The sequence below is a fragment of the Wenyingzhuangia sp. 2_MG-2023 genome (genome assembly GCF_030548295.1).
Classification (GTDB): Bacteria; Bacteroidota; Bacteroidia; order Flavobacteriales; family Flavobacteriaceae; genus Wenyingzhuangia.
The window spans coordinates 121,931-146,797 of sequence record NZ_JAUOSB010000008.1; the positions used below are offsets into that span (position 1 = coordinate 121,931).

Annotated in this window: 22 protein-coding genes; 11 read left to right on the forward strand and 11 right to left on the reverse strand. The window is 32.8% G+C overall.

What is annotated here, in order from left to right; genetic code table 11:
• Positions 1-20: 20 nt before the first annotated feature.
• Entirely contained in the window at positions 21-2,828 is a 2,808-nt protein-coding gene (locus tag Q4548_RS10550; RefSeq protein WP_303454683.1) for a hypothetical protein, read from the reverse strand.
• Positions 2,828-5,038 (reverse strand): endonuclease MutS2, encoded by a 2,211-nt coding sequence (locus Q4548_RS10555; RefSeq protein WP_303454686.1) that lies wholly within the window; start codon positions 5,036-5,038, stop codon positions 2,828-2,830. The genes Q4548_RS10550 and Q4548_RS10555 overlap by 1 nt, the downstream gene beginning before the upstream one ends.
• A gap of 73 nt (positions 5,039-5,111) precedes the next feature.
• Here Q4548_RS10555 and ung point away from each other — a divergent pair, with 73 nt between their 5' ends.
• Complete coding sequence (gene ung, locus Q4548_RS10560; RefSeq protein WP_303454688.1) at positions 5,112-5,825, forward strand: uracil-DNA glycosylase; 714 nt, start codon at positions 5,112-5,114, stop codon at positions 5,823-5,825.
• A gap of 148 nt (positions 5,826-5,973) precedes the next feature.
• Here the strand turns inward: ung and Q4548_RS10565 are convergent, their stop codons facing one another.
• The 7 genes from Q4548_RS10565 to Q4548_RS10595 form a co-directional block, all read right to left on the reverse strand.
• Positions 5,974-6,465 carry a DUF2335 domain-containing protein gene (locus tag Q4548_RS10565; protein ID WP_303454690.1) on the reverse strand — a complete coding sequence of 164 codons (492 nt, stop codon included), beginning with the start codon at positions 6,463-6,465 and terminating at the stop codon, positions 5,974-5,976.
• A gap of 7 nt (positions 6,466-6,472) precedes the next feature.
• Positions 6,473-6,712: a hypothetical protein gene (locus Q4548_RS10570; RefSeq protein WP_303454692.1), complete on the reverse strand. Its 240-nt coding sequence runs from the start codon at positions 6,710-6,712 to the stop codon at positions 6,473-6,475.
• A 219-nt stretch (positions 6,713-6,931) separates the two neighbouring features.
• Positions 6,932-7,282: a translation initiation factor gene (locus tag Q4548_RS10575; RefSeq protein WP_303454694.1), complete on the reverse strand. Its 351-nt coding sequence runs from the start codon at positions 7,280-7,282 to the stop codon at positions 6,932-6,934.
• A gap of 4 nt (positions 7,283-7,286) precedes the next feature.
• A complete protein-coding gene (locus Q4548_RS10580; RefSeq protein WP_303454697.1) occupies positions 7,287-8,249 on the reverse strand; it encodes an isopenicillin N synthase family oxygenase in 963 nt (320 codons plus the stop codon).
• Positions 8,250-8,251: 2 nt separating this feature from the next.
• Positions 8,252-9,013, reverse strand: a complete 762-nt coding sequence (locus Q4548_RS10585; RefSeq protein ID WP_303454699.1) for a DUF6048 family protein — start codon at positions 9,011-9,013, stop codon at positions 8,252-8,254.
• Positions 8,994-9,473 carry a DUF6452 family protein gene (locus Q4548_RS10590; protein ID WP_303454702.1) on the reverse strand — a complete coding sequence of 160 codons (480 nt, stop codon included), beginning with the start codon at positions 9,471-9,473 and terminating at the stop codon, positions 8,994-8,996. Before Q4548_RS10590 ends, Q4548_RS10585 begins: the two co-directional genes overlap by 20 nt.
• Before the next feature lie 116 nt (positions 9,474-9,589).
• Positions 9,590-11,404 (reverse strand): DEAD/DEAH box helicase, encoded by a 1,815-nt coding sequence (locus tag Q4548_RS10595; RefSeq protein ID WP_303454706.1) that lies wholly within the window; start codon positions 11,402-11,404, stop codon positions 9,590-9,592.
• Positions 11,405-11,690: 286 nt separating this feature from the next.
• Here Q4548_RS10595 and Q4548_RS10600 point away from each other — a divergent pair, with 286 nt between their 5' ends.
• Both Q4548_RS10600 and Q4548_RS10605 read left to right on the forward strand, forming a co-directional pair.
• Positions 11,691-12,542 carry a methylated-DNA--[protein]-cysteine S-methyltransferase gene (locus Q4548_RS10600; RefSeq protein WP_303454708.1) on the forward strand — a complete coding sequence of 284 codons (852 nt, stop codon included), beginning with the start codon at positions 11,691-11,693 and terminating at the stop codon, positions 12,540-12,542.
• Between the two features lie 3 nt (positions 12,543-12,545).
• On the forward strand, positions 12,546-13,169 hold the full coding sequence (locus Q4548_RS10605; protein WP_303454711.1) for an alpha-ketoglutarate-dependent dioxygenase AlkB: 624 nt from the start codon (positions 12,546-12,548) through the stop codon (positions 13,167-13,169).
• Between the two features lie 30 nt (positions 13,170-13,199).
• On the opposite strand, the gene Q4548_RS10610 is transcribed toward Q4548_RS10605, so the two are convergent.
• Positions 13,200-13,625, reverse strand: coding sequence for a nucleoside-diphosphate kinase (locus Q4548_RS10610; protein ID WP_303454713.1), 426 nt, complete (start codon positions 13,623-13,625; stop codon positions 13,200-13,202).
• Between the two features lie 102 nt (positions 13,626-13,727).
• On the opposite strand from Q4548_RS10610, the gene Q4548_RS10615 reads away from it, so the two are divergent.
• The 6 genes from Q4548_RS10615 (at position 13,728) to lgt (ending at position 18,767) form a co-directional block, all read left to right on the forward strand.
• A complete protein-coding gene (locus Q4548_RS10615) occupies positions 13,728-14,759 on the forward strand; it encodes a bifunctional oligoribonuclease/PAP phosphatase NrnA (protein WP_303454716.1) in 1,032 nt (343 codons plus the stop codon).
• A complete protein-coding gene (locus tag Q4548_RS10620; RefSeq protein WP_303454718.1) occupies positions 14,749-15,270 on the forward strand; it encodes an FKBP-type peptidyl-prolyl cis-trans isomerase in 522 nt (173 codons plus the stop codon). The genes Q4548_RS10615 and Q4548_RS10620 overlap by 11 nt, the downstream gene beginning before the upstream one ends.
• Positions 15,271-15,280: 10 nt before the next feature.
• Entirely contained in the window at positions 15,281-15,976 is a 696-nt protein-coding gene (locus Q4548_RS10625; RefSeq protein ID WP_303454720.1) for an FKBP-type peptidyl-prolyl cis-trans isomerase, read from the forward strand.
• Between the two features lie 120 nt (positions 15,977-16,096).
• Positions 16,097-17,575 carry a cysteine--tRNA ligase gene (gene cysS / locus Q4548_RS10630; protein WP_303454723.1) on the forward strand — a complete coding sequence of 493 codons (1,479 nt, stop codon included), beginning with the start codon at positions 16,097-16,099 and terminating at the stop codon, positions 17,573-17,575.
• Between the two features lie 11 nt (positions 17,576-17,586).
• The gene (yidD, locus tag Q4548_RS10635; RefSeq protein ID WP_303454726.1) at positions 17,587-17,841 is read left to right on the forward strand and encodes a membrane protein insertion efficiency factor YidD; all 255 of its coding nucleotides are present in this window, start codon (positions 17,587-17,589) and stop codon (positions 17,839-17,841) included.
• Positions 17,838-18,767 (forward strand): prolipoprotein diacylglyceryl transferase, encoded by a 930-nt coding sequence (gene lgt / locus Q4548_RS10640; RefSeq protein ID WP_303454729.1) that lies wholly within the window; start codon positions 17,838-17,840, stop codon positions 18,765-18,767. The genes yidD and lgt overlap by 4 nt, the downstream gene beginning before the upstream one ends.
• Positions 18,768-18,857: 90 nt before the next feature.
• On the opposite strand, the gene Q4548_RS10645 is transcribed toward lgt, so the two are convergent.
• The gene (locus tag Q4548_RS10645) at positions 18,858-20,051 is read right to left on the reverse strand and encodes a family 16 glycosylhydrolase (protein WP_303454730.1); all 1,194 of its coding nucleotides are present in this window, start codon (positions 20,049-20,051) and stop codon (positions 18,858-18,860) included.
• Between the two features lie 352 nt (positions 20,052-20,403).
• Between Q4548_RS10645 and Q4548_RS10650 the strand changes: the two genes are divergently transcribed.
• Positions 20,404-21,861 carry an NAD(P)/FAD-dependent oxidoreductase gene (locus Q4548_RS10650; RefSeq protein ID WP_303454732.1) on the forward strand — a complete coding sequence of 486 codons (1,458 nt, stop codon included), beginning with the start codon at positions 20,404-20,406 and terminating at the stop codon, positions 21,859-21,861.
• Between the two features lie 224 nt (positions 21,862-22,085).
• Complete coding sequence (locus Q4548_RS10655) at positions 22,086-24,860, forward strand: outer membrane beta-barrel protein (RefSeq protein WP_303454734.1); 2,775 nt, start codon at positions 22,086-22,088, stop codon at positions 24,858-24,860.
• Positions 24,861-24,867 lie beyond the last annotated feature (7 nt).

A 24,867-nucleotide genomic window follows, 5' to 3' on the forward strand; every position in this document is an offset into this window, starting at 1 on the left:
TGATTTTAGATGGAATGTTCTTAAAATAAAGTAGTAGACAAGACAAAGCCACTTACAAATTTTTTGTTGATGGCTTGAAAATCTGTAGTTAACAAATAACTTCCTCTATAACCTAAGCCTATTTGAGCTGCTTTGATGTTGAAAAAAGTATTGTCGAACATAATTTCAAAACCAACAGAATTTTGCTTGGTTTTAGAATTGTCAAACAATTGAACATTGGTGAAATCTGCAAACAAATTGGCTCTAATTCTTTTGAAATAAGTAATTCCAAAAACTCCAAAATCAGGATAAGCTAAAGGTAATTGATATGTAAAAGAAAGCTTGTCAACTTCTTTAGCCAAAACATCTTTAAAACCTCTAGCATACATAAAACTGTCAGATTGTTGAATCTCATTTTTCTGATAGGCAAAAGTTACAAAACTATTGTGTGTTTTAAATAATCCAGGAAGGTACAATCGGTTTAGGGTTCCAAAAAAATGGCCTTCTAAACTAGTACTCAAACCTCGGTTGTATTCGGTAACTGTATAAAAACCAGCATGAGTGTTGATGTGTTGCAAAGCAGTTCTTCGTTGACTAGAAAATCCTAATTGAGATCTAAACAAGTTATAGCTAATATCTTCAATAGATGAAATTTGACTTGTTTCTAATTCCTGAAAAGAGTTGTTGAATCTTTTGTTATATTCATACCCTATATTCATAGCAACACTGTTGCTGTAGTTTCCGTGTACTTGTGCAAAAGGAAGTGTAATATTTGGAAATATTGATACTTCTTGAAAGGTATAAACCCCATTGTAACTAGTATCATCTCTGTCTTTGGCAATTCCGTTAAAATCTCGGTGTGTGTATTCTACAGACATGTTTAAAATAGGATACCACTTTTTATAAGAAGCACTTAAAGACGTTCCAAAAGAATTGTTTTCATTCAAATAAATGTCTGTTCCAGCAGTTAAGCTAAAATCATTTAGCAAATTGGTTGCAATTACGTCTGCAGAAATAATTTGATTGTTTAGGCTGTAATACCAGTCGTGAAATTTTAAATCTTCAAAAACTGAGGTGTAGCTTTTACTTGTATATTGTAGATTTGGAACTTTTTCTAAAATGCTTCCTCCTTCAAATGTCTTGGTTTTTTGATTGTTCCAATTCATCAAAACAGGTTCTTTAAAATCAAAAGGAATGGGTTCAATTTTAGCAGAAGAAATTTTAGTCCCTTTGCTAATCGTTTCTGTAAAATAGATTTTATCGTTCTTTACAAATGGTTGATAAGCTCCAATAGTTGCATTGGTAATTTGATTTATTTTCAAACTTCCTTCTAAATCTGTTTGATAAATATTGTCTATTCCATTAAAAGAAGAACTGAAATACACTTTATTTTGACTGATGTTGATATTGTCTATAGAGTGGCTTGTCCATGGAGTTAACTGAATTTCTTTTTCAGAAGCATCTATCTTAAAAATTGCCACTCGGTGTTTTTCTTGTTTGATGTAAACATAAGAATCATTCTCTGCAAATTTTGGTCTAGTTAGAAAACCAGAAACGTTCATTCGTTTCAATTCTTTTCCGTTGGTGTCTAAAAGCACCAAATTGTATTGTCCATTTTTTGTTTCTACAGCAATAATTAAAGAATTATCAGCATTAAATGAAGGTGAAAAATATCTTTTTTTAGAAGTAATTTTTCTACGTTTTTTTGAGTTCAAATCGTAAAGATACACATCGTTATAATCCGTGTAGTTGTACCTTGGATGGTATGATATTCCCGTATATAAAATTTGATGATTTTGGTAGTGAAAATAATCATCAATATTTGTTACTGCTGGGGTGATTTTAGTTTCTTTTCCGTCAGTATCTATTTGATAAAACGTAGAAATTTCATCCAATTGATTTTTTAATACAATAATGTGTCCGTTTTCCATCAATTGAGGATAACTATACAAGGCAACTTTGTCTTTTTTGTTGGTGATTTGTGTATAATCAACTACTTGTAAACTGTCTCTTTGTTGTTGCCAAATTTTCTGATTTTCCTCAACAGATTTTTTATAAAGTTGGGAAGTGCTGAGACCTGTAACTTTTTTAAGTTGATGAGAAAAAGGATAAAAAGGAAATTGATAACTAGCGGCTTTTCTAGCAATGTCATCTAATTTGGAAGCATCGTAATGATTTCTATAAGTATTTAGCATTTGATACCCTGTAACATAATGATTAGGTACCAAATCTTGGTAAGAACCGTTACGAACTTTTTGATAGCTGTACAAAAGTTGATCTTGGTACAAAGCACGTTGCAAAGCCATAAACTTTGGCAAACGACCACGACCACTTTCGCTTAGTGCCGTTTCCATAACTACAGCATCTCCTTCAAAATACCAATCTGGTACAGCCAATACACTTGCTGCACCCCAACCTGATTCACCAAACAAATAATACAAAACGTTGGTGACTCCTGTTTTGTGATTTAAAAATTGTTGTACATGTCGGTACTCATGAATGGCCAAAGTGCTAATCCAATTGGTGGTTCCTATGGAGTTAAACACAGGGGGAGAAGTGTTGAAAAACTCACTTCTAAAAGGACTTATGGTCACAAAACCATTAGAATCTACGGTATTAGATCGTAGTATAATATCTATAGGTTTTAAATGATAACCGATAGATTTTGTGTTGTTTTTGTGAATGTAATTAATGGTGTTGGCTATTTTCTGAGCTTCATTTTCTTGTCCCATTTTGTAAATTACATTCACATTGCTGCTTTGTAACTTTTTCCATGTTTGTGGTTCGTGTTGGTTTTGAGACCATACATTTGTCAAAATAAAATAACATAAAAAAAGGATTTGTTTCATTATTTTTTTCTTTTAGCAGCTACAACCAATTCAATTTTGTCTAAGGTAGTGTTAGTGGTAAACAATCCGTAATTGATGGTAACTTTTTTCTTGTCTATTTTTTCTATTGTTCCACAAGCCCTACCATCAATCAGTCTTACTTTGTCGTCTATCTTAAAAACATAATTTGCTTTTTTCTCAATAGCAATTTGTTCTTCTTTTTGTTTTTCTTTTCGTACCTCAACAACTTTGGTTAACACCTCTGCTTCTGTCTTTTTCAATACTTTTTCAGCAGCTATTTTTTTCTGTTGCTCTTGTATTTTCTGAGGTTTTGTTTTTCTTATTTTTGGATGTGCTTCGTTGTATTTTGTTTTTTCAATCAACACCCATTTGTCCAATTCAAATCTAAATTCTTTTTTATTATTTGTCTGAAAGTATTTGTTTAGCAACTCATTAAACCTTCTTCCAACATGCAATGCTTTTTGATTGGTGTCATACAAAGTCTGAAAGCTTTCTAGTTTTTCTTGAATTTTTCCTTCCTTTTCGGCAAGCATATCTGCATGTTCTTTGGCTTTGGAACTTTGTTGCTCCATATCTAACGTATTTCGTTGCAGATTAGTACGTTCTTGTTGCAATTTAGAGATGGTTTTATCAAAGCGTATTTTGGAATGGTCTATCTTCTTTTTTGCTCTGTTGATCAAACTAAAAGGAATTCCGTTTTTTTGAGCTACTTCAAACGTAAAAGAACTACCTGGTTGACCGATTAACAATGTAAATAGAGGTTCTAGTGTTTTGCTATCAAAAGCCATATTTGCATTGGATACATTTTCCAATTCATCTGCCAAAATCTTCAGATTGGTATAATGTGTTGTGATGACACCAAAAGCACCACGTTCGTAAAATTCTTCTAAAAAGATCTCTGCCAAAGCACCACCAAGTTCAGGGTCAGAACCTGTTCCAAATTCATCAATTAGAAACAAGGTGTTGTTGGTGCATTTTCTTAAAAAACCACGCATGTTTTTCAGTCGATAACTGTACGTACTCAACTGATTTTCTATGGATTGATTGTCACCAATGTCTGTTAAAATATGATCAAAAAAGTGAGTGGTACTGCTTTCGTGAACGGGAATTAAAATTCCACTCTGAATCATTACTTGTAACAATCCAATGGTTTTTAAGGTGATACTTTTTCCTCCCGCATTGGGTCCTGAAATCACAATAATTTGCTGTTCCTTATTTAGATTTAAGGATTGGGGAACCACAGATTTTTTTAAACTTTTGTTTTTTTCTAATAAAATAGGGTGATATGCCTTTACATAATTGATTTCTTGAGTTTTTGAAAAATCAGGTTTGATACCGTTGATTTCTTTTGCGTAAAAAGCTTTGGCTTTTAGAATATCTAAGGCTGTCAGTAGTTTTAAATAGTCTTCAATTAAAGGAGTAAAAGGTCGAATATCGTGGGTTAAAATTCTTAGAATTCTATCTATTTCTTGTTTTTCTTCTAACAACAATTCCTGTAATTGTCGGTGATAATTTAGTGTGTTTTGTGGGGCAATAAATACAATGCTTCCTGTTTTAGAAGTTCCTAAAATACTTCCTTTTACTTTTTTTCGGTGAATGGCTTGTACGGCCAATACAGGTTGATTTTCAATAACAGATTCTCTAATATCATCTAAAAAACCAGCTTTGTTGTATTTTGCCAATTCTTGGTTAAAAGAACCACTGATTTGACTACGAACTTCTGTTAAATTTTTTCGAATTCGGTTCAACATCTCCGAAGCTTTGTTGTGTACTTCACCATAATTGGTGATGATTTTAAAAATAGCTTCTACAATACTTTTGGTAAACTCAATATTCTCTGTTAACAATGATAGTGTAGGGTAGTAGTCTTTAAATTTTCTAAAATATAGAATCAGTTCGTTGCTGGTGTTAGAAATGTTGGCAATTTTTAAAAACGCTTCAGGTAAAAGTTTACTGTTTTCAATTTTTAAAAGCTTTGTTTCTTTTTCGATATCATCAAAATAATGATGAGGAATTCTATTCTCCGCCACTAGTGAACCCAAATATTCATGAACTTGAGCCAGAGCAATTTCTAAGTCGGGTTTGTTGGCATAGGGAACTAAGGCTAAAACTTGTTCTTTTCCTTTTTCTGAGGTACAGTGTTTAGAGACACTTTCTAATATGGTTGAAAATTCTAAATCTTGTAATGTCTTATGATGTATTTGGCTCATGCTTTTTATTGTGTACTTACGCTGGATATTGTTATTTTGTAAGTGAAACAAAAATACACATTCATTCACAATTATGCAGAACCTAGTCCCAAATGATTGGCAATTGATCTTACAAGATGAATTTGAAAAAGAATATTGGTCCGTTTTGGAACAAAAAGTAGAAGCTTCTTATGCCAATACGACCTGTTATCCTCATAAAAAAAAGTTGTTTAGTGCTTTTGATTATTGTTCTTTTAAAGAATTGAAAGTAGTGATTTTAGGACAAGATCCGTACCATGGTGCTGGACAAGCTCATGGTTTGTGTTTTTCTTATTTGGAAGAAAACAAATTTCCGCCTTCTTTAAAAAATATTTACAAGGAAATAAGTACTGATTTAAACGTGCAAATGCCTGTAAATAATGGTGATTTGTCTCCGTGGGCAAAACAAGGAGTATTGTTGTTAAATACTACGTTAACGGTAGAAGAAAGCAAACCCAATAGCCATAAAAGTTTTGGGTGGTCTCAGTTTACAGACGAGGTGATTCGTAAAATTTCTGAAAAAAAAGAAAATGTAGTGTTTTTATTATGGGGAGGTTTTGCACAAAAAAAAGAAAGTTTGATTGATACTAATAAACATTATGTGTTAAAAGCTACGCATCCTTCTCCGTTGGGTGCCAACAAAGGAGGTTGGTTTGGTTGTCAGCATTTTTCTAAAACCAATGCGTATTTGAAACAAAAGGGAATGAAAGAAATTTATTGGCAAGTGCAAGAAGCAAACCAACAACCTGATTTGTTTAATTGGCTTTAGGGAGACTTTTTTGCCTCTTTTAGAACTAGAGATAAATAATGTTAAAATTTAATAGTTGAGTTTAATCTCAAATTATATCAATCAAATTTACTAGATTAAACGGTATTAGAAAGTGTTATTGAACTAAAAGAGTTGGCTACAATTTTAATTAACTTTCTTTATTTTTTTGAGTATTCTTACCTATTACAAAAACAGAAACTAAACTAACAACAGTACCTCCAGCAATAATACCTCCTACTGTTGTAGCCCCTATTGAAGCTAAATACGTACCACTCGCGATACCGACAATTCCTATAATTAATCCGAAAACTTGACCTAATCCACTTTGCTGAGATTGACTACTGATAACTCTTTTCTCTATAGACATTCTATGTTCTTGTTGTCTTTCTGCCATTTTCATAATTCTATCAGCTCCTTCAGGAATTACGGAATTATATTGAATTAATGATTCTGAATCAGGTAATGGACCAGAATGAGATTTCTCTTGAATCATTGTAACTGAAAAACTTCGAAGAATTTCTAATTTTTTCTTTGGATTTACACCTTTAAATACTTCTGGATTAAATTCAGTAAGTTCTTGTTCTAACTCCAAAAGTTCATTTGGAGTTTCAGATTTTATAGGACTATTCTGCTTTGCCAACTCAATTCTATTTAGAAGTTAATTCTTTCTTATACTTCTTTTCAAATTTCTTTTTGGAAACATTTAAATCTTCACCAACATTTAACCAATCTGAAAATAATGCTTTTAAATCAGCCTCGTTTCCTGTTTTTGAAGAATTATACTCAAAATAAGAACCCGCAATATTAAGCACTGAACCAAATCCTACTAAGAAATTATTCTTAGGCAAAAGAAAGTCTGTTTTAGATATTTTGTCTTTATTGAACATAATGGTTTTTGATATTTAATTTTAAATATACTTAAAAAAAATGATTTTCAAATATTTTGCCAAAGTAATTAAAAATAAACTACAGCTGACACCGTATATGAAAAATGGCTAAATCTGTGCCAACTTCAATTTTTATTGTTTGTTAATTAATTTTATTAGTCGGAGAAGTTTGTATTTACTTACACGCTACTTTTCATATGTATATTATACCTGTTGGCATCAACCACCAACTCTTTTTACTTTGTAACCATCTTTGGTTAGTATTTCCATTATTTTATCGCGGTGTTTTCCTTGAATGATAATCTCACCGTCTTTGATGCTACCTCCCACACCACATTTATTTTTCAGGAGTTTTCCTAAATTTTTTAAGTCTTCTTCAGTACCTACAAATCCACGAATAATGGTTACTGTTTTTCCGCCACGTCCTTTGTTAGAAAATATGGCTTCTAACTGTTGTTTGTTGTTAGGCAGAGTTTCTTGCTCTTCCTCACCATTGTCAAATTCAAAATCTTTGTTGGTGGAATATGCAAAGGCTCCCAAAGCGGATAAGTCGTTTAATTTCTTTGCCATAATTTTATGCTTTTATCAATCCTAGTTCTATCAATCTTTCTGTTAAATAATCTCCAGCAGTAATGTCCTCAAACTGTTTTGGGTTTTCATCAGACACACAATTATCCAAACAGGTCAAATTCATAGTAGGAACAGGATGCATAAAAAATGGAATGGAATATCTAGATGTTCCCCATAATTCTTTAGGAGGGTTTACCACTTGGTGGATGGTAGATTTTAACTGATTGTTGGTCAATCTAGATAGCATATCTCCTACATTGATCATCAATTCATCGTCTTGGGCAATGGCATCTATCCAGTTTCCCTCCAAATTTTGCACTTGCAATCCTTTTCCTTGTGCCCCCATCAGTAATGTAATTAAATTGATGTCTCCATGTGCAGCAGCTCTAACTGCTCCTTTAGGTTCTGTATGAATAGGAGGGTAGTGTATAGGTCTTAAAATACTGTTTCCGTTGTGGATAAATTCGTCAAAATAGATTTCATCAATCTCTAAATACAAAGCCAACGCTCTTAACACATATTTAGCTGTTTTTTCCAATTGTTGATAAACTTCTTTTCCTACACGATTGAAATTTGGTAATTCTTCTACCAAAATATTTGGAATCAATACTTTTTTTAAGATTTCTGAAAGTTCTTCATAATTGTCTACATATTGACCAAAATGCCAGAATTCCTTTAGATCTCCTTCTTTTTTTCCTTTGGCACTTTCTTTTCCAAAAGAAGTATATCCTCGTTGTCCACCTATTCCTTCTACTTCATATTTGCTTTTAATTTCTTGTGGCAAATTGAAAAAGTTTTGAATTTCTTGGTACAATTCAGTAACCAAAGCATCTGATAAAAAATGCCCTTTTAAGGCTACAAATCCTATAGTACTAAACGCAGTTCCAATTTGATTGACAAATTGTTCTTTTTGTTCTGCTTTGTTGGATAAAAAAAGTTGTAAATCTACGGAAGGAATTTTTTGCATGGTTATTTTTTATAAAGAGGAATTCTATAAGTAATTGTATAATTAATATTGGCACCTGATCCATTTTTGCTGATGCCTCCAAATCCTGGACTGTATGTGTTTCCAAAGTTTGAAGGTTCTTTTGTTGTGATAAGTTTGTTAAGACTTGCCATAAAACCAAAATAAATATTTTTAAAAACCTCTACTTTGATTCCCGCAACAAATTCAAACCAATGTGCATTCAAACCATCATACGTAACAGGAGTGTTTACTTCTTTCTCATCAAAGAAATTTCCTTCCTGAAATATCGTATAATTGTTTAGTGTGTTTGTAAAAGTACTAAAACCATATCTAGCACCAAGATACAATTCATTATCCATGTCTAACCAGTTGGTATACAGGTTGTAATTTATTCCTAATTTTAGATAGGAACCGTCTACGGAATGATTGAATTCGTCTTCTTGAATGGTTTTGTCTGTATATCCCATTTCTCCAGCAATGAACAAATTGGTTTTTATTCTGTAATCCGCAGCAATTTCAAATCCACTAAAATGATCTTTGGTAAAGCTATAGATAGGCTTAATAATGTCCAAACCAATTCTTAGTCCATACGTTTTAGGATTGTAGAATGGATTGATACTGTCTTTGATAGTTTCGACAGCTTTTGTAATTTCTGCTTTATTTTCAATATCTTTTATAGGTTGATTTTCTATCTCTTTTTGTGCATAAAGAGAATGTTGAATAGAGAGTGTTAAACAAAGAATACTAATGAAATATTTTAACATGGGCTTCAGTTTCGTTAGTAATTTCGGTTGATAATTGTTCGCTTTTAGAAAGCCATTCACTATTAGTGGTATTTGTAAATGTAACATCGTGAAAAATACTTTTAAACCCACAGGCTTTTGATACGTATACATCTTCTGTTGAATATGTAATAGAAATTTCTTCTTGACTACCTACACTATCTAAAATAGCAAAATGATAGTCTACAAATGTATTTTGCGTGTCCAAAGGAAGTGAAAGGGAGTCTATAGAGGTTCCAACATAATCTGGTAAGGCTACTGAATCTGTTCCGCTTCCAATCCATACAATTAAATTAAGAGCTTTGGTATTTTCAACGGTGTCTTTGTCGTAAAAACGGACAGTCAAATTTGGAGTAGTAGGTTCCAAACAAAACTCATCTTGACAACTGAATAACGTTGCTAAGAAGCCTACAGATAAGATTAGAAAGAATGTTTTTTTCATGGATTCAAAGATAAAATATTTCATTAGAATGTTAACGCTGACATTGAGAACTTCGTACAAAAAAAGAGAGCTAATTTGCATTAGCTCTCTTTTGTGTTTTATTGATATAAAAAAGACTAGTCTCTTTTTCGTCCCCAAGATTTATTTTGAACACGTCCCGAAGCACCACTACGGTTAGAAGAACTGTCTCCATCTCTTCTTCTTCCTTTAAAGTCACCAGATCCAGAATCTCTACGTGGTCTGTCTCCTCCACGGAAATTTCCACCATCTCTACGTGGTCTTCTGTCACTACGACCTCCACCGCCACCAGTACGACGTTTTTTGGTGATTTCTACATTTACATTTCTACCCTCAAATTCTGGAGTGTTTGCTAAAAAGGCATCAATAGTCTCTTTTTCAAAGTTTTTATCCAATTCAAAGAAAGAGAATGTATCTAATATTTCAATTTGTCCAATTTCTACGTTGTTGGTAATGTTTTGATCGTTGATCAATCCCATCAAACGAGGAGGTGTTAAATTATCCTTTCTACCAATGTTGATAAAGAAACGAGACATGTTTTCGTCATCTCTTCTTCTTCCTCTGTCATCAGTTTCTCTTGCAGGTCTGTTATCGTTAATATCATTTGCTTTAGAATAGTATTCTAAGAAAGCATTGAATTCAACAGAAATAAATTTTTGAATCAATTCTTCTCTTGACAATCCATCAAATTGTTCGTAAATATTATCTAAATAACCAGAAATTTCTTTGGTATTGATTTCAGTGTTTTTAACTTTTTCAACCAATTTAAACAATTGAATTTCACAAATTTCTTTTCCGCTAGGAACTTCTCTTTTGATGAATTTCTTTTGAATTTTACGTTCAATAGGTCTTAATTTCCCAACCTCTCTAGAAGTAACCAATACAATAGAAGTACCTTTGTTACCCGCTCTACCTGTACGACCACTACGGTGTGTATAAGCTTCGTTTTGATCTGGTAATTTGTGGTTGATTACATGTGTTAAGTTGTTCACATCTAATCCACGAGCAGCAACATCTGTAGCTACTAACATTTGAACTGTTTTGTTACGGAATTTTTGCATTACATTGTCACGTTGAGCTTGAGACAAGTCTCCGTGTAATGAATCTGCATTGTATCCATCAGCAATTAATTTTTCTGAGACTTCTTGACATTCACGTCTAGTTCTACAGAAAATAATTCCATAAATATCAGGATTTACATCCGCAATACGTTTGATGGCTGCGTAACGATTTCTTTCTGTTACAACATAATATTCGTTACTAACATCATCAGAACCAGTATTTTTAGTTCCCGCAGAAATTTCTACAGGTTCATGCATGTAGTTACGTGCAATTGCTTCAACTTCTCTAGGAAAAGTTGCAGAGAATAATAAAGTTTGTTTTGTGTCTGGAGTAGATTCTAAAACAGCATCCAAATCATCTTTGAATCCCATGTTTAACATTTCATCAGCTTCGTCTAAAACTAACCATTGTAGGTTTTCTAATTTTAATCTTCTTCTGTTGATTAAATCTACAGTTCTACCAGGAGTACCTACTACTATTTGAGCTCCTCTATTCAGTTTTCTAGACTGGTCTTCAATACTTGCACCTCCGTATACGGTAACAACTTTTAAACCTCTAATGTTTTTAGAAAACTTTTCAATTTGATCTCCAATTTGAACAGCCAATTCACGAGTTGGCGATAAAATAATCGCTTGTACGTTGTTGTTGTTTACATCAATTTGTTGAATGATTGGCAAACTAAAAGCAGCTGTTTTTCCTGTTCCTGTTTGTGCAAAAGCCTTTAAATCATCAGTGGATGAGATTACTTGTGGAATTGCTTTTTCTTGAATTTCTGACGGAGTTTCATACCCCATCTCTATCAAAGCTGAAAGAATTTCTTCCTTCAACCCTAATTCGCTAAATGTCGACATATAAGTTTGTTTAATGATCCACAAACCTATACGACTAGTTTGCAAATCTGATTATGAAAGTGCAAAGGTAGTCTATTTTATTGAATTGACCTATTTTTAATTAAAACCACAGTAAATGATAGGGGGTGGGGTTATTATTTTGAGTATCAGTTATCAAAATGATATAATTGTTTAGTCATTTTTTGTCGTCAATTTTTTAGAATAATCCATCGGATAAAAATTACGCAAGTATTGGGTTTTATCTCTGATCAATCTGCCTTATTTTAGCAATGCAAATCAAATGGAGATGAACAAACAGGGGGACATAAATTATGGTAGAGTTGCAGAAGCGATTCGTTACATTCAACAAGATTTTAAAACACAACCTACGTTGGAAGAAATTGCTGCAAAAGTTCATATGAGCCCATATCATTTTCAACGATTGTTTACGGATTGGGTTGGAGTAAGTCCTAAAAAGTTTTTACAGTATATAAGCCTTCAATACGCTAAAAGAATGTTAAGTAACGGTGAGCCTACGTTGTTTGATATTGCAGAGCAAACCGGATTTTCAGGCACTGGAAGATTGCATGATTTGTTTGTGAAAATAGAAGGAATGACCCCAGGAGAATACAAAAACCAAGGTGAGAGTCTGATCATTCATTATAGTTATTTTCATAGTTTGTTTGGTCAGGTTTTAATAGCTTCCACGTCCAAAGGAATCTGTTATATGGGGTTTGTTGATGACAATAACGATGTCTTTTCTGAATTGTTTCAACGATTTCCAAAGGCTAATTTTATTGAAAAAATGGACGAATTACAACAAAATGCGTTGAAGATTTACCGTCAAGATTGGAATGATTTACGTCAAATTAAGTTGCATTTGAAAGGAACTGATTTTCAACTAAAAGTTTGGGAAGCACTTTTGAAAATTCCAATGGGAAATAGAATTACTTATGGAGCTATTGCTAAAGAAATAGAAAAACCCAAAGCTTCTAGAGCAGTAGGAACTGCTATTGGTAGCAATCCAATTGCTTTTTTAATTCCTTGCCATAGAGTCATTCAAACTACAGGGTCTTTGGGCGGTTATAGATGGGGAACCATACGAAAAACAGCAATGTTGGGGTGGGAAACAGCACAAAATGACATTTTAGATTTATAAACTATGGATTTGTTCAATACAGATATTACCACAAATAGATTGCCATACGATGGAGAAGTTCATTATTATGGTAAAATTATGGACACACAGCAAGCACAATTTTTTTTTAATAAATTGTTAGAAACCATTGTTTGGAAAAATGACGAAGCTGTAATGTTTGGCAAATTGATTGTAACCCCCAGAAAAGTGGCTTGGTATGGTCAAGAATTGTTTAAATACACTTATTCTAATACAACCAAAACTGCATTTCGTTGGACTCCAGCGTTGTTGGAATTAAAAACTTTGGTAGAAGAAAAAACAGGAGAAACATTCAATGCCTGTTTGCTCAACTTGTACCATTCAGGAACTGAGGGAATGGGATGGCATAGTGATGGAGAAACTGATTTGAAAAAAAATGGAGCTATTGCTTCTTTAAGTTTTGGAGCAGAACGTCTTTTTGCATTCAAACACAAAGAAACCAAGCAAACAATTTCTTTGATTTTGGAAAGAGGAAGCCTTTTGGTGATGAAAGGCAATACGCAGAAACATTGGTTACACAGGTTACCGCCTACTAAAAAAATAAATACAGCAAGAGTCAATCTTACTTTTCGAACCATTGTAAAAAAAGAAAACCTTCCAGAAAACTGAAAGGTTTGTTTGTGTTGTAAAATAAGCAACTTAATAAGTTACAATTTCATCATCGTTAAAATGAAAAGCTGCTTCAATAGCTGCGTTTTCATCGCTATCAGAACCATGAACAGCGTTTTCTTGTATGTTGCTGGCAAATAAATTACGGATAGTACCTTCCAAAGCTTCTTCAGGGTTTGTAGATCCAATCAAAGCTCTAAAATCTTCAACAGCATTCTTTTTTTCTAAAATAGCCGCTATAATAGGACCACTGGTCATAAAGTCTACCAAACCTTCAAAAAATCCTTTATCTTCATGAACGGCATAAAAAGCTTGTGCTTTCTCACGAGACAGTCGAGTCATTTTTAGAGCTAGAATTTTAAATCCAGAGTTTGTGATTTTTTGAATGATAGCACCTTCATTACCTTGTGCAATAGCATCTGGCTTGATCATAGTGAATGTTCTGTTGTTCGCCATAATAATTTTTTAGTTTTGTTTCGTTTCGTTTTGCTAATATAGTTTTTTCAAAAAAAATATCCCTGCTTTGCATCCTCATTTTTAATTGTATTTTAGCAGGTAATGAAAGCACACGATATTGACGTTTTAAAAACGTATTTTAAAGAACCAAAAAAAATTGTTTTTGTTTCTCACAAAAACCCAGATGGAGATGCTGTAGGATCTACTTTGGCATTGTCTAAATTTTATAAAAAACTAGGACATCAAGTTCAAGTAATATTGCCTAATGGAATTCCGGATTTTATAAGTTGGATGCCAGGGGTAGAAGAAGTTTATAGATATGATTTACAAAATCATCAATCTAAAAAAGCTTTAGATGAAGCCGATGTGGTTTTTTTATTAGATTTTAATGCATTACATAGAGTTGGTGACGACATGCAGAATGGCTTAGAATCTTTTACAGGAGACTTTATCATGATAGATCATCATCAGCAACCAGATGATATTGCCATTGTTACTTATTCCGATACTTCAATTTGCTCTACTTGCCAGATGGTGTATCATTATATTGATGCATTGGATGCTTTGGATAAGGTAGATGCGGAAATAGGAACTTGTATTTATACGGGAATTATGACGGACACAGGATCTTTTCGTTTTCCGTCTACCACAAGTACCACTCATAGAGTTATAGCAGATTTAATTGATAAGGGAGTTCAGAATTCAGATATACACAATCAAGTTTTTGGTAATAATTCGTATAGTAGATTGCAGCTGCTAGGAAAAGCATTGACCAATTTGAGAGTAATTGAAGATTGTAAAACAGCTTATATTACGTTGACACAAGAGGAGTTGAAAATGTACAATTATCAAAAAGGAGATACCGAAGGAATTGTGAATTATGCGCTGTCTTTAAAAGGAATTGTTATGGCTGCTATTTTTATAGAAGATACAGATCAAGGAATTGTAAAAATATCGTTCCGATCTAAAGGAACTTTTTCTGTAAATCAATTTGCGAGAACCTATTTTGATGGAGGAGGACATGACAATGCTGCGGGAGCAAGATCTTTATTGTCTTTGAGTGAAACCGTAGATAAATTTGTAGCATTGATACCCAATTACAAACAACAACTATTGGTCTCTTATGAAATATAGTTGGATTATTTTTTTCGGAATACTTTTTGTGAGTTGTAACAATTCAGAAGCAAGAAGGCCTATTAATAAGCAAAAGTCTTCTAAAAAAGATTTTTCAATAGAATTGAACAAGCAAATCCGAGCGGCAGAAGAACAAAGAATTCAGAAATATATAGAAAGAGATACAGTACTAAATTATGAGTATTCTCCTTTTGGTTTTGCATATGCAATTACAAAAACATCAACAAAACCTCAACAAGAAATTTTGAAAACTTCAGTGTTAAGTTTTGAAAAAACAGTTTATACGCTTGACAATCAAATGGTTTATCCTAAAGAAGTCATAAAGAGTCGTTTGGAGGGTTCTAATTTGATAACAGGGATCCGAGAAGGAGTGAAATTAATGAGAGAAGATGAGGAAATTAAATTTATTTTTAGTTCATTTGTAGCCCATGGATTTCATGGAGATGAATCAAAAATTGGAGCAAACACTCCTATTGTAGTCAAAATAAAACTTTTAAATATAAATAATTAATAATAGAAAAATGAATATCATTAAAGGATTAGCTTTAGGATTAGTTGTTACAGGAATGGTTTCTTGTAACCAGAAAGTAGCAAGAAAAACAGCTTTAGCAACAGAACAAGATTCAGTAAGTTATGCTTTGGGTGCGTATATCAATTTAAACTTTAAAGTAAGTGATGATTTTAAAGATTTAAATTATGAAGTATTTAATCAAGCAATGAAAGAAGCTCAAGATTCTTCTAAAACATTGTTGTCACAAAAAGAAATAGCTCCAATTTTAATTGCTTACACTAAAAAGAAAGCTGAAAAAGTTGGTGAATCAGCTAAAAAAGAAGGAGAAGCTTTCTTGGCAGAAAATAAAAAGAAAGAAGGAGTTACTGTAACAGAAAGTGGATTACAGTACGAAGTAATTACTGAAGGTACAGGTGAAAAACCAACAGCAACTCAAACAGTAAAAGTACATTATCATGGTACAACTCCAGAAGGAGAAGTTTTTGATAGTTCTGTAGACAGAGGAACACCAGCTGAATTTCCTTTAAACAGAGTTATTCCAGGATGGACTGAAGGAGTACAGTTGATGTCTGTAGGTTCTAAATACAAGTTTTATGTGCCTCAAGAATTGGCTTATGGAGCTAACGCACCTCAAGGTGGAAGTGGACCAATTAAAGCGTACATGCCTTTAGTATTTGAAGTTGAATTATTAGAAATTGTTAAGTAATTAACAAAACTTAATATACTTACAAAAAGCCCAATTAGGAATTTCTTAATTGGGCTTTTTCTTGTTGTTGTAATACAAGTAGAAAGTTTATCTTTACGCTTTTAAAATAAATAAAATTCCATGAGCTTATTCCAAGATCAGCCTTTAAAAATATACAATTCAATATCAAAAAATAAAGAACTATTTACTCCAGTTACTGCAGGTAATGTGGGTATGTATGTTTGTGGACCTACGGTATATAGCAATGTGCATTTGGGGAACGTACGTACATTTATGAGTTTTGATATGGTATTTCGTTATTTACAACATTTGGATTATAAAGTCCGTTATGTTCGTAACATTACCGATGCGGGTCATATGGAAGATGATGCAGATGAAGGAGAAGATAAAATTGCCAAAAAAGCAAGGGTAGAAAAAATTGAACCGATGGAAGTAGTACAACGCTACACGGTAGACTTTCATACTATTTTGACAAAAATGAATAATTTGCCACCAAGTATAGAGCCAACGGCTACTGGGCATATTATTGAGCAGATAGAAATCATCAAAGATATTTTGGAAAAAGGATTGGCTTATGAGGTCAATGGATCTGTATATTTTGATGTATTGAAATACAATGAAGATAAAATATATGGAGTTTTATCTGGTAGAAAAATTGAAGATGCTATTCACAATACACGTGTATTAGATGGACAATCGGAAAAGAAAAACCCGCAAGATTTTGCTTTGTGGAAAAAAGCAAGTCCACAACATATAATGCGTTGGCCGTCTCCTTGGGGAATCGGTTTTCCAGGTTGGCATTTGGAATGTACCGCAATGAGTACAAAATATTTGGGTGAAAAGTTTGATATTCACGGAGGAGGAATGGATTTGAAATTTCCTCATCATGAATGTGAAATTGCGCAAGCTGAAGTTTGCAATGGACAAAATCCTGTAAATTATTGGATGCATGCAAACATGTTGACCATGAACGGACAGAAGATGTCTAAATCTACAGGAAATAATATTCTACCAGGAGAAATATTTACAGGAGAAAATACCATTTTGTCAAAACCATTTTCGCCTACGGTCGTACGTTTCTTTATGATGCAAGCCCACTATCGTAGTATTTTGGATTTTTCGTCAGAGGCATTGGAAGCTTCTGAAAAAGGATACAATAAGTTGATGGAAGCAATCAAAGTATTGAAAAACATAAGTGTTGGAGCAAGTTCTTCTTTTGATGTAGCTGCATGGAAACAAATGTGTTATGATGCTATGAATGATGATTTTAACACACCAATATTGATTGCTCAACTGTTTGAAGCTGTAAAACAAATCAACTTGTTGAAAGAAGGAAAAGCTACCTTGATACAAGAAGATTTAGATTTGTTTACAAACACTTTACATGCATTTGTTTTTGATGTGTTAGGTTTGGTATCCGAAGCGACAGAGCAAGAAGGGAATAAGTTGGAATCTGTGGTGAATATGTTGATCAATATGAGAAAACAAGCACGAGACAATAAAGATTGGGCAATGTCTGATCAGATTCGTGATGAGTTGAAAGCCATGGGGATTCAATTGAAAGATGGAAAAGGAGAAACTACATTTATTGTAGAATAAGAAAAAGAGGAATGGGAACGTTAAAAAAAATATTGATATTTCCATTTATTGTATTGATACGATTTTATCAAGGAGCAATTTCTCCGTTTATGCCTGCTACTTGTCGGTATCAGCCAACTTGTTCTCATTACAGTATTGAAGCCTTGCAGAAACATGGCATTATTTATGGTGGTTGGTTGGCAATCAAAAGAATTTTTAGTTGCCATCCTTGGGGGGGGAGTGGTTATGATCCTGTACCAGAAAAACAAAAAAATAAAGAAATATGAATCTATTAGCAATCAATTGGAATCCATCATTAGGGCTAGACTTGGGCTTTTTTATCATTCGATATTACAGTTTGATGTTTGTCATTGCATTTGTGTTGGGGTATCAAATCATGAAGCATATTTTCAATCATGAAAAAGTTGCTCTAGAAAAATTAGACAAATTATTGATGTATGTAGTGTTTGCTACTATTTTAGGTGCTAGATTGGGACATGTTTTTTTCTACGATTGGGCTTATTTTAGTCAACATCCAGAAGAAATATTATTGCCGTTTAGATTTAGACCAACATTTGAATTTACTGGTTTTGCAGGTTTGGCTAGTCATGGTGCTGCCATTGGAATTATTACTTCTTTGTGGTATTTTTCTAAAAAAATTATGGAAAAACCCTTGTTGTATATTTTAGATAGGGTGGGGATTACTGTTGCTTTGGCAGGATTGTTTATACGTTTGGGAAATTTTATCAATTCAGAAATTGTAGGAAAAGTAGTAGACAAATCTTTTGTGTTTGCGACTCGTTTTGTTCGGAATTCAGATGATTTACCAGCTTATCAGGCAATGCAAATTACCAAAGCAGAAAGTGTAGACAAAGCGTATGATATGATTGTGTATAAGTCACAATTTCTAAATGTTTTAGAAGCTATTCCTTACAGACATCCAAGTCAATTGTACGAAGGATTGGGGTATTTAGGAGTGTTTGCATTGTTGTTTTATATGTATTGGAAAACAGATGCAGCTCAAAAGCAAGGATTGTTGTTCGGTACTTTTTTTGCCTTGTTATGGTCGGTGCGTTTTGCCGTTGAGTTTTGTAAAGAAGCACAGGTAAAAGAGAGAGCGGAATGGGCTTTAAATACAGGACAGTGGTTGTCTATTCCGTTAGTTTTGATAGGGATTTACTTTATAGTAAAAGCAAAAAAGAAAATTGTATAAATATGAAATTATATTAAAATACAAAAAATCCAATCTGAGAAGATTGGATTTTTTTGATATCTAGATGAGATTAAATACTCGCTTACGTGATTATTTTACCAACGATAGTTGATATGTATAAGTTCCTTTTTTAGAAATTTTATCATCTAACTTAAGAACTTTGGTGTTGTTACCAAAACCAGCCAATACTTTACAAGTTGCTTTGGATACTGTTTTGTTTTCGGAATCTAATACTTTAATCAATACTTTGCTGTTTTGATTGGCTTTATAAGTAAAGGAGACTTCAATTTTTTTCTTACTAATAATTTGGGGATTCTCTGTTAATTGAATCTCTTCTTTAAAAATAGGAGCGTAGTTACTGCTGTAATTCTCATCTGCAGGAATTAATGTATAAGCTCTAATCCAATTGTAATAAGAAGTGTTGATCTTGTCGTTGTTTAACTCATCCACGGTAGGAACAGGTTTTACCCAGTTATAAGTTTCTGTAACCATGTTAATTTTCATAGGTCTGTCAAAGGGATGATCTACTACATCTGTTTTTACTTTTACGTTTCCTACAAAACGATTGTCTGCATAAAAAGATACTTCATTAGAATTTTGCCAATAAGCTCCATAAGTATGAAAATCTTGCCAAGATTCTGAACTTAATTTGGCATTGCTTTTCTGTCCATTTCCTTCAATAGCATTGTTTCCTGCGGAATAGAATTTTTCTTTACCTCCATTACAATCAACATATCTGTAATGCGTGTTAAAGTTCATTTGAGTTCTAAACTTATCAGTTCTATTAAACGTACCTCCAATACTCTCTACAATATCTAATTCTTGACTGTATTTGTCTTTTGTGCAATTTTCTCCATCACTTTTTCTAGTTACAAAATCTACGGGCTGTTTGCTGTTAGACATCCAAAATGTAGTAGACATGTTAATTTTTGATGCTTTAAAATTTACTTCATAATACCCAAAATGAGCTGTTTCTTGTTTGCTTTGCACAGCACCACCTGCAATGCTATATCCGTTAATTTCTTTGTCTAAAATACCATTCTTAATTTGCATAGTTCCATTGTTTACAGAAACAGTATTAGGATGAAACATTGCTGGCTTTCTACCTTTCCATCCTTGAAAGGTATCATTCCATTTGGTTTTGTCTAAAGTAGTTCCATTAAACTCATCAGAATATTGTTCATTAATCACCCAACGATATCCTGGCTTAGGTGTAGGAGGGTCAAAAGAAGTGCTGATGAAACTGCTAATTGCTGCTGCAAAAGATAAAAACGAAATCGTCATATTTTTTATAATTTGGTTTGAAGTTTAAAATTATCTCATAGAAACGAATTTTTTAGTCACCCTAGTTTTAAATACTAGGACAAATGTTTAGTATAGCGCAATGATGTTTTAAAAATTAAGTTAATCGTTAATATGTTGTTTGTTATTAATGATTTTGTAATCATTTTTATTTTAATAAGGAGATAATTCAATCACCATACTGAAGTAATATTATCTGATGAGTTGTCTTAAAATTTATAGTTATAAATCCAGACGAAGTCTTTATAAAAAAATGATATTTTTGAAATAAATAAGAGAATGGAAAATCCAATATGAACTTACTCTTTATTTTTTATGAAAAACAATCAAGATTATGTTAACTGAGAGTGGAGAGACAGATTGGACCGTTTGTGATAAGTGTAAGGGACGTGGTAAAAAAAGCAGAGGGCTTAGTAAAAAAATAAAAAATCGTTATCTTGAAGAGCTTCATCAATATGAAAAAAATAATAAACAAGGTGTTCCTCCAGTTGTACCCAAAGGTCATTTATATTCTTGCTTAAAATGTAATGGATCTGGGTTGGTTCACTCTTATACTCATCCAGTAGCAGACGCAAAAAAACACCCACATGTTGCTATTGTTGGAGGTGGAATAGGAGGAGTGGCTTTGGCAGTGGCTTGTTTGCATCGTGGGATTCCTTTTACACTTTATGAGCGTGATGCTAGTTTTGATGCTCGCTCACAAGGTTATGGACTTACTTTACAGCAGGCCAGTAAAGCAATTGAAGGATTGGGGATTTTATCACTAAAAGAGGGAGTAGTTTCTACAAGACATGTAGTTCATACCACAGAGGGAAAAGTGATTGGAGAATGGGGGATGAGAAAATGGATGCAGGTAGATAAAAACACGTTTCCAAAAAGAACAAACGTACATATTGCAAGACAGTCTTTGCGTTTGGAGTTGCTTGAACAACTTGGAGATACGGCTGTGCAATGGGGACATCAATTGGTTGATTTTAAAAGCTGTGAAGATAAAAGTTTAGTATTGAGTTTTCTGGTAGAAGGAAATATAATAAAATCAAAAGCAGACCTTGTGGTGGGAGCTGATGGCATTCGCAGTTCTGTAAGAAAACTATTGATTGGTGATGATCTTAGTCCTTTGCGTTATTTAAATTGTATGGTAATATTAGGAATTTGTCCTTTGGTTGCTTTGGGAGATTTGAAGAGTTTTTTGTTGGACTCTGCTACGGTATTTCAAACTGCTAACGGTAAGGAGCGAATTTATATGATGCCATATTCCACGGAATCTGTAATGTGGCAACTTAGTTTTCCTATATCAGAAAGTGAGGCTAAGGCACTAAGTGCTAAAGGACCAGAGGCATTAAAAAACGAAGCTTGTCGTAGAACCCAATGGCACCACCCCATTCCACAAATTTTAGAAGCTACATCAGTAGCTGAAATTTCGGGTTACCCAGTGTATGATCGAGAATTGCTTACAGCAGAATTATTAGGAAAAGAAGAAGCTGTAACCTTAATAGGTGATGCTGCTCATCCTATGAGCCCATTTAAAGGACAGGGTGCAAATCAAGCATTGTTAGATGCATTAGCACTCGCTCGTGAAATTTCAAAAGGATGTAGTTTGTCATTTCCATGGAGAGAATTAGGATTGAGAAAAAATGTATTAGCAAATTTTGAATCTGAAATGTTAGAACGTAGTGCAATTAAAGTAAAAGAATCAGCAGAAGCAGCACAATTTCTACATTCTAAAATTGTACTTCACAAAGGTGACGAACCAAGAGGGAGGTGTTTGAAAAATGAAGAAAAACCTAATTAATTTAATAGTTACTGTATCCAATATGTCTATCATATTCAAAAGAGTTTCTAGCTTAAGAAGGAGATGTTATCCCGTATTAAAAAACTCTAAACTATATAGATAGGTGGTGTGGTTTTTGATGGATAACTTCTTTAAATTTAAAAAAATTAATTGAATGTATTATTTATTCAATTTGGAGTTATTTTAAATACTAACAGGACTTTTACCAAAATGCGCAACGGGTTATGAAATACATTTTATTTATCATTACTATTTTATTTCTACAACAAGTAAATGCACAGTCTATCGGGTTTGAAATTAAGGGAACTTTGGTCTCTAATGATGATGATAAGTTGCCTTTAGAGTCTGCAACAGTCTATTTAGAACGAAAAAAAGACAGTACAGTAGTAAGTTACACTATTACAGATGAAAAAGGAGCATTTTTTCTAGAAGGAAAAACGAAAGATAAAGAGTTGAATTTTAATATTACTTATATAGGATTTAAATCACTTCGCAAAAGTTTAGACTTGACAAAAGGAGGGATTATTGATATGAAGGAGATTTTATTAAAACCTGATGCGAATGAATTAAATGAAGTGGTTATAAGATTAACACCTCCTATTGTTGTTAAAAAAGACACCTTAGAATTTAATGTAAGGTCTTTTAAAACAAAAAAAGATGCCAATGTAGAAGATCTTATAAAAGTTTTGCCTGGAGCAGAGGTAGATGCAGAAGGAAATATAACGGTGAATGGTAAGCCTGTTAACAAGGTATTGATTAATGGAAAACCATTTTTTGGTAGTGATCCAACCATTGCAACAAGAAACTTTCCTAAAGACATTATTGAAAAAGTTCAAGTATTGGATAGCAAAACAAAATCACAAGCTTTTACAGGTGAAGATAGTGATGGTGAAAACAAAACGATAAATCTTGTTATTAAAAAAGAAAATAATAAAGGGGTTTTTGGTAGAGCTGCTGCAGGAATAGGTACAAATGGTAAATATGAATATGCAGGAATGTATAACCACTTTGATAACGATCAAAAAATTAGTGTTTTGTTGGGAGGTAACAATGTAAATTCTCCAGGGTTTAGTTTTGGTGAAATTAGAGAAATGTTTATAGGAGGTGATGGTAATAGGGCTTTTAGTGGTGGACAGGGAATTGTAACATCGGACAACGCTGGATTAAATTATGCCGATAATTACGGTAAAAATGTTGAATTTAGTTCTAATTATTTTTACGCAGGAAGTGATTCTGAGAATAAATCTTCTAGAGAGAGAGAAAATATTTTGTCTGATGGTAGGTTTTATACCGACTCTAATTCAAGTTCTTTTTCTAGTAATGACAATCATTCTGTCAATTTTGAAATTGATATTAAAAAAGATACCATGTGGTTGTTTAATATTTCTCCATCTTTTAAGTTTTCAAAAAGTACAACAACATCTAATAGCAACGAAAATTCTTTTAATGGAGATAGAGAATTAATCAACGAATCTACTTCTAGTTCCGATGTAGCTAATGATAGTAAAAATATGTCAACAGGTATTGATATAACTAGACGTTATGGTTCCAAAGGTGGTTTTGTTAGATTGGGAACGGATGTAAGGATAAGTACTTTAGATACAGAAGATTTTTTATTATCTCAAACGAATATTACCAGCGATAGTTCTAAAAATACATCTAGAAATCAATATGCTACCAAAGAAAATTCTTCGCAAACTCTAGGAGCTTCGTTTACCTATAGAATGCCTATAATTTCAAAAGAGTTGTTTTTAGATTTAGGGTATTCTTACAATAGAAACAAAAATAATTCTGATAAAAGAACCTACGATTATAATGAGAGTTCCCAGGAGTTTGATACAGAAAATTTAGATTTAAGTACAGATTATACCAATATAGACGAAAGTCATGTGCCTAAAATAGGAGTCAATTACACTGCAGGTAAAATAAGATTGAGATTGACTAGTTCTTACCGTTTTAGAACATTGGAAAATGAGGATGACTTAAGACCTATTTATAGTTTAAAAAGACAGTTTAACAATTTGGAGCAAAATGTAGATTTTAGGTACCGTTTTAGTCAGAAATCATCTTTTAATCTTCGTTATAATTTAAGAAACAATCCACCAAATTTATCGTATTTACAAGCATTTGAAGATGTAAGTGATCCGCTAAATACCGTTATTGGTAATCCTAATTTGAGTCCTGAAAAAAATCATAACATCAATATTTCCTTTAATAATTTTAATTTTCAAAAACGAACAGGTTTATACGGTTTTATAAGTGGAGAAATTATCAAAAATCAAACTATCTCTAAAACTTCTATTGATTCTGTTTTGATTAAACAAACTACTTTTACCAATGTAGATGGGAATTATAGAATATTGGCAAGAATAGGAGCAAGTAAAAAAATTCAATTTACAGATTTAACTTCTTTAGATGTAAGGTTAAGAGCAGGTCCAGGTTTTAATAGAATTGTAAATTATAACAATGATGTGTTTTATGTAAGTAAAGTACTGTCTTTTAGTCCTAGTTTAGGTTTGAGATATGAGTGGAGAGATGTAATGGATTTAGAAACGATGTATATTGTTTCTTATACAAACAATCAATACGATCTTAGTTCGTTAGAAAATCAAAACTTTACCTATCACAAAGTAAGCGTTAGCACAACTTCTAGAATACCCAAAGGAGTTGAATGGAGTAATTCTATAGATTATAATTACAATCCTAATGTATCTGATGGGTTTCAAAAGAGTTCATGGTTTTGGAATATGTCACTTTCTTACTCAGTATTAAAAGACAAAGGATTGATTTCTCTAAAAGCATACGATTTATTAAATCAAAACACCAATGCGAGAAGAGTTGCTACGCAGAATTACATAGAAGATTCACAAAGTACTGTATTAAAGCAATATTTTATTGTTGGGTTCAGTTGGAAGTTCAATACCCTAGGTGATAGAGGAAAAGGTGGTAGAAGAGGTAGAGGAGGATTTAGAGTAGGAGGAGGTCGTGGTAGACATTAATATAGCA

What these genes read in the sequence shown, in the direction of transcription:
- Q4548_RS10620 (WP_303454718.1), top strand. Translation starts at nt 14,749, where the DNA reads ATGAAATATAGTTGGATTATTTTTTTCGGAATACTTTTTGTGAGTTGT.
- Q4548_RS10655 (WP_303454734.1), top strand. Translation starts at nt 22,086, where the DNA reads ATGAAATACATTTTATTTATCATTACTATTTTATTTCTACAACAAGTA.
- Q4548_RS10600 (WP_303454708.1), top strand. Translation starts at nt 11,691, where the DNA reads ATGAACAAACAGGGGGACATAAATTATGGTAGAGTTGCAGAAGCGATT.
- Q4548_RS10570 (WP_303454692.1), bottom strand. Translation starts at nt 6,712, where the DNA reads ATGTTCAATAAAGACAAAATATCTAAAACAGACTTTCTTTTGCCTAAG.
- Q4548_RS10650 (WP_303454732.1), top strand. Translation starts at nt 20,404, where the DNA reads ATGTTAACTGAGAGTGGAGAGACAGATTGGACCGTTTGTGATAAGTGT.
- Q4548_RS10625 (WP_303454720.1), top strand. Translation starts at nt 15,281, where the DNA reads ATGAATATCATTAAAGGATTAGCTTTAGGATTAGTTGTTACAGGAATG.
- ung (WP_303454688.1), top strand. Translation starts at nt 5,112, where the DNA reads ATGCAGAACCTAGTCCCAAATGATTGGCAATTGATCTTACAAGATGAA.
- Q4548_RS10605 (WP_303454711.1), top strand. Translation starts at nt 12,546, where the DNA reads ATGGATTTGTTCAATACAGATATTACCACAAATAGATTGCCATACGAT.
- Q4548_RS10615 (WP_303454716.1), top strand. Translation starts at nt 13,728, where the DNA reads ATGAAAGCACACGATATTGACGTTTTAAAAACGTATTTTAAAGAACCA.
- Q4548_RS10590 (WP_303454702.1), bottom strand. Translation starts at nt 9,473, where the DNA reads ATGAAAAAAACATTCTTTCTAATCTTATCTGTAGGCTTCTTAGCAACG.
- Q4548_RS10555 (WP_303454686.1), bottom strand. Translation starts at nt 5,038, where the DNA reads ATGAGCCAAATACATCATAAGACATTACAAGATTTAGAATTTTCAACC.
- lgt (WP_303454729.1), top strand. Translation starts at nt 17,838, where the DNA reads ATGAATCTATTAGCAATCAATTGGAATCCATCATTAGGGCTAGACTTG.
- cysS (WP_303454723.1), top strand. Translation starts at nt 16,097, where the DNA reads ATGAGCTTATTCCAAGATCAGCCTTTAAAAATATACAATTCAATATCA.
- Q4548_RS10585 (WP_303454699.1), bottom strand. Translation starts at nt 9,013, where the DNA reads ATGTTAAAATATTTCATTAGTATTCTTTGTTTAACACTCTCTATTCAA.
- Q4548_RS10645 (WP_303454730.1), bottom strand. Translation starts at nt 20,051, where the DNA reads ATGACGATTTCGTTTTTATCTTTTGCAGCAGCAATTAGCAGTTTCATC.
- Q4548_RS10575 (WP_303454694.1), bottom strand. Translation starts at nt 7,282, where the DNA reads ATGGCAAAGAAATTAAACGACTTATCCGCTTTGGGAGCCTTTGCATAT.
- Q4548_RS10610 (WP_303454713.1), bottom strand. Translation starts at nt 13,625, where the DNA reads ATGGCGAACAACAGAACATTCACTATGATCAAGCCAGATGCTATTGCA.
- Q4548_RS10580 (WP_303454697.1), bottom strand. Translation starts at nt 8,249, where the DNA reads ATGCAAAAAATTCCTTCCGTAGATTTACAACTTTTTTTATCCAACAAA.
- Q4548_RS10550 (WP_303454683.1), bottom strand. Translation starts at nt 2,828, where the DNA reads ATGAAACAAATCCTTTTTTTATGTTATTTTATTTTGACAAATGTATGG.
- yidD (WP_303454726.1), top strand. Translation starts at nt 17,587, where the DNA reads ATGGGAACGTTAAAAAAAATATTGATATTTCCATTTATTGTATTGATA.
- Q4548_RS10595 (WP_303454706.1), bottom strand. Translation starts at nt 11,404, where the DNA reads ATGTCGACATTTAGCGAATTAGGGTTGAAGGAAGAAATTCTTTCAGCT.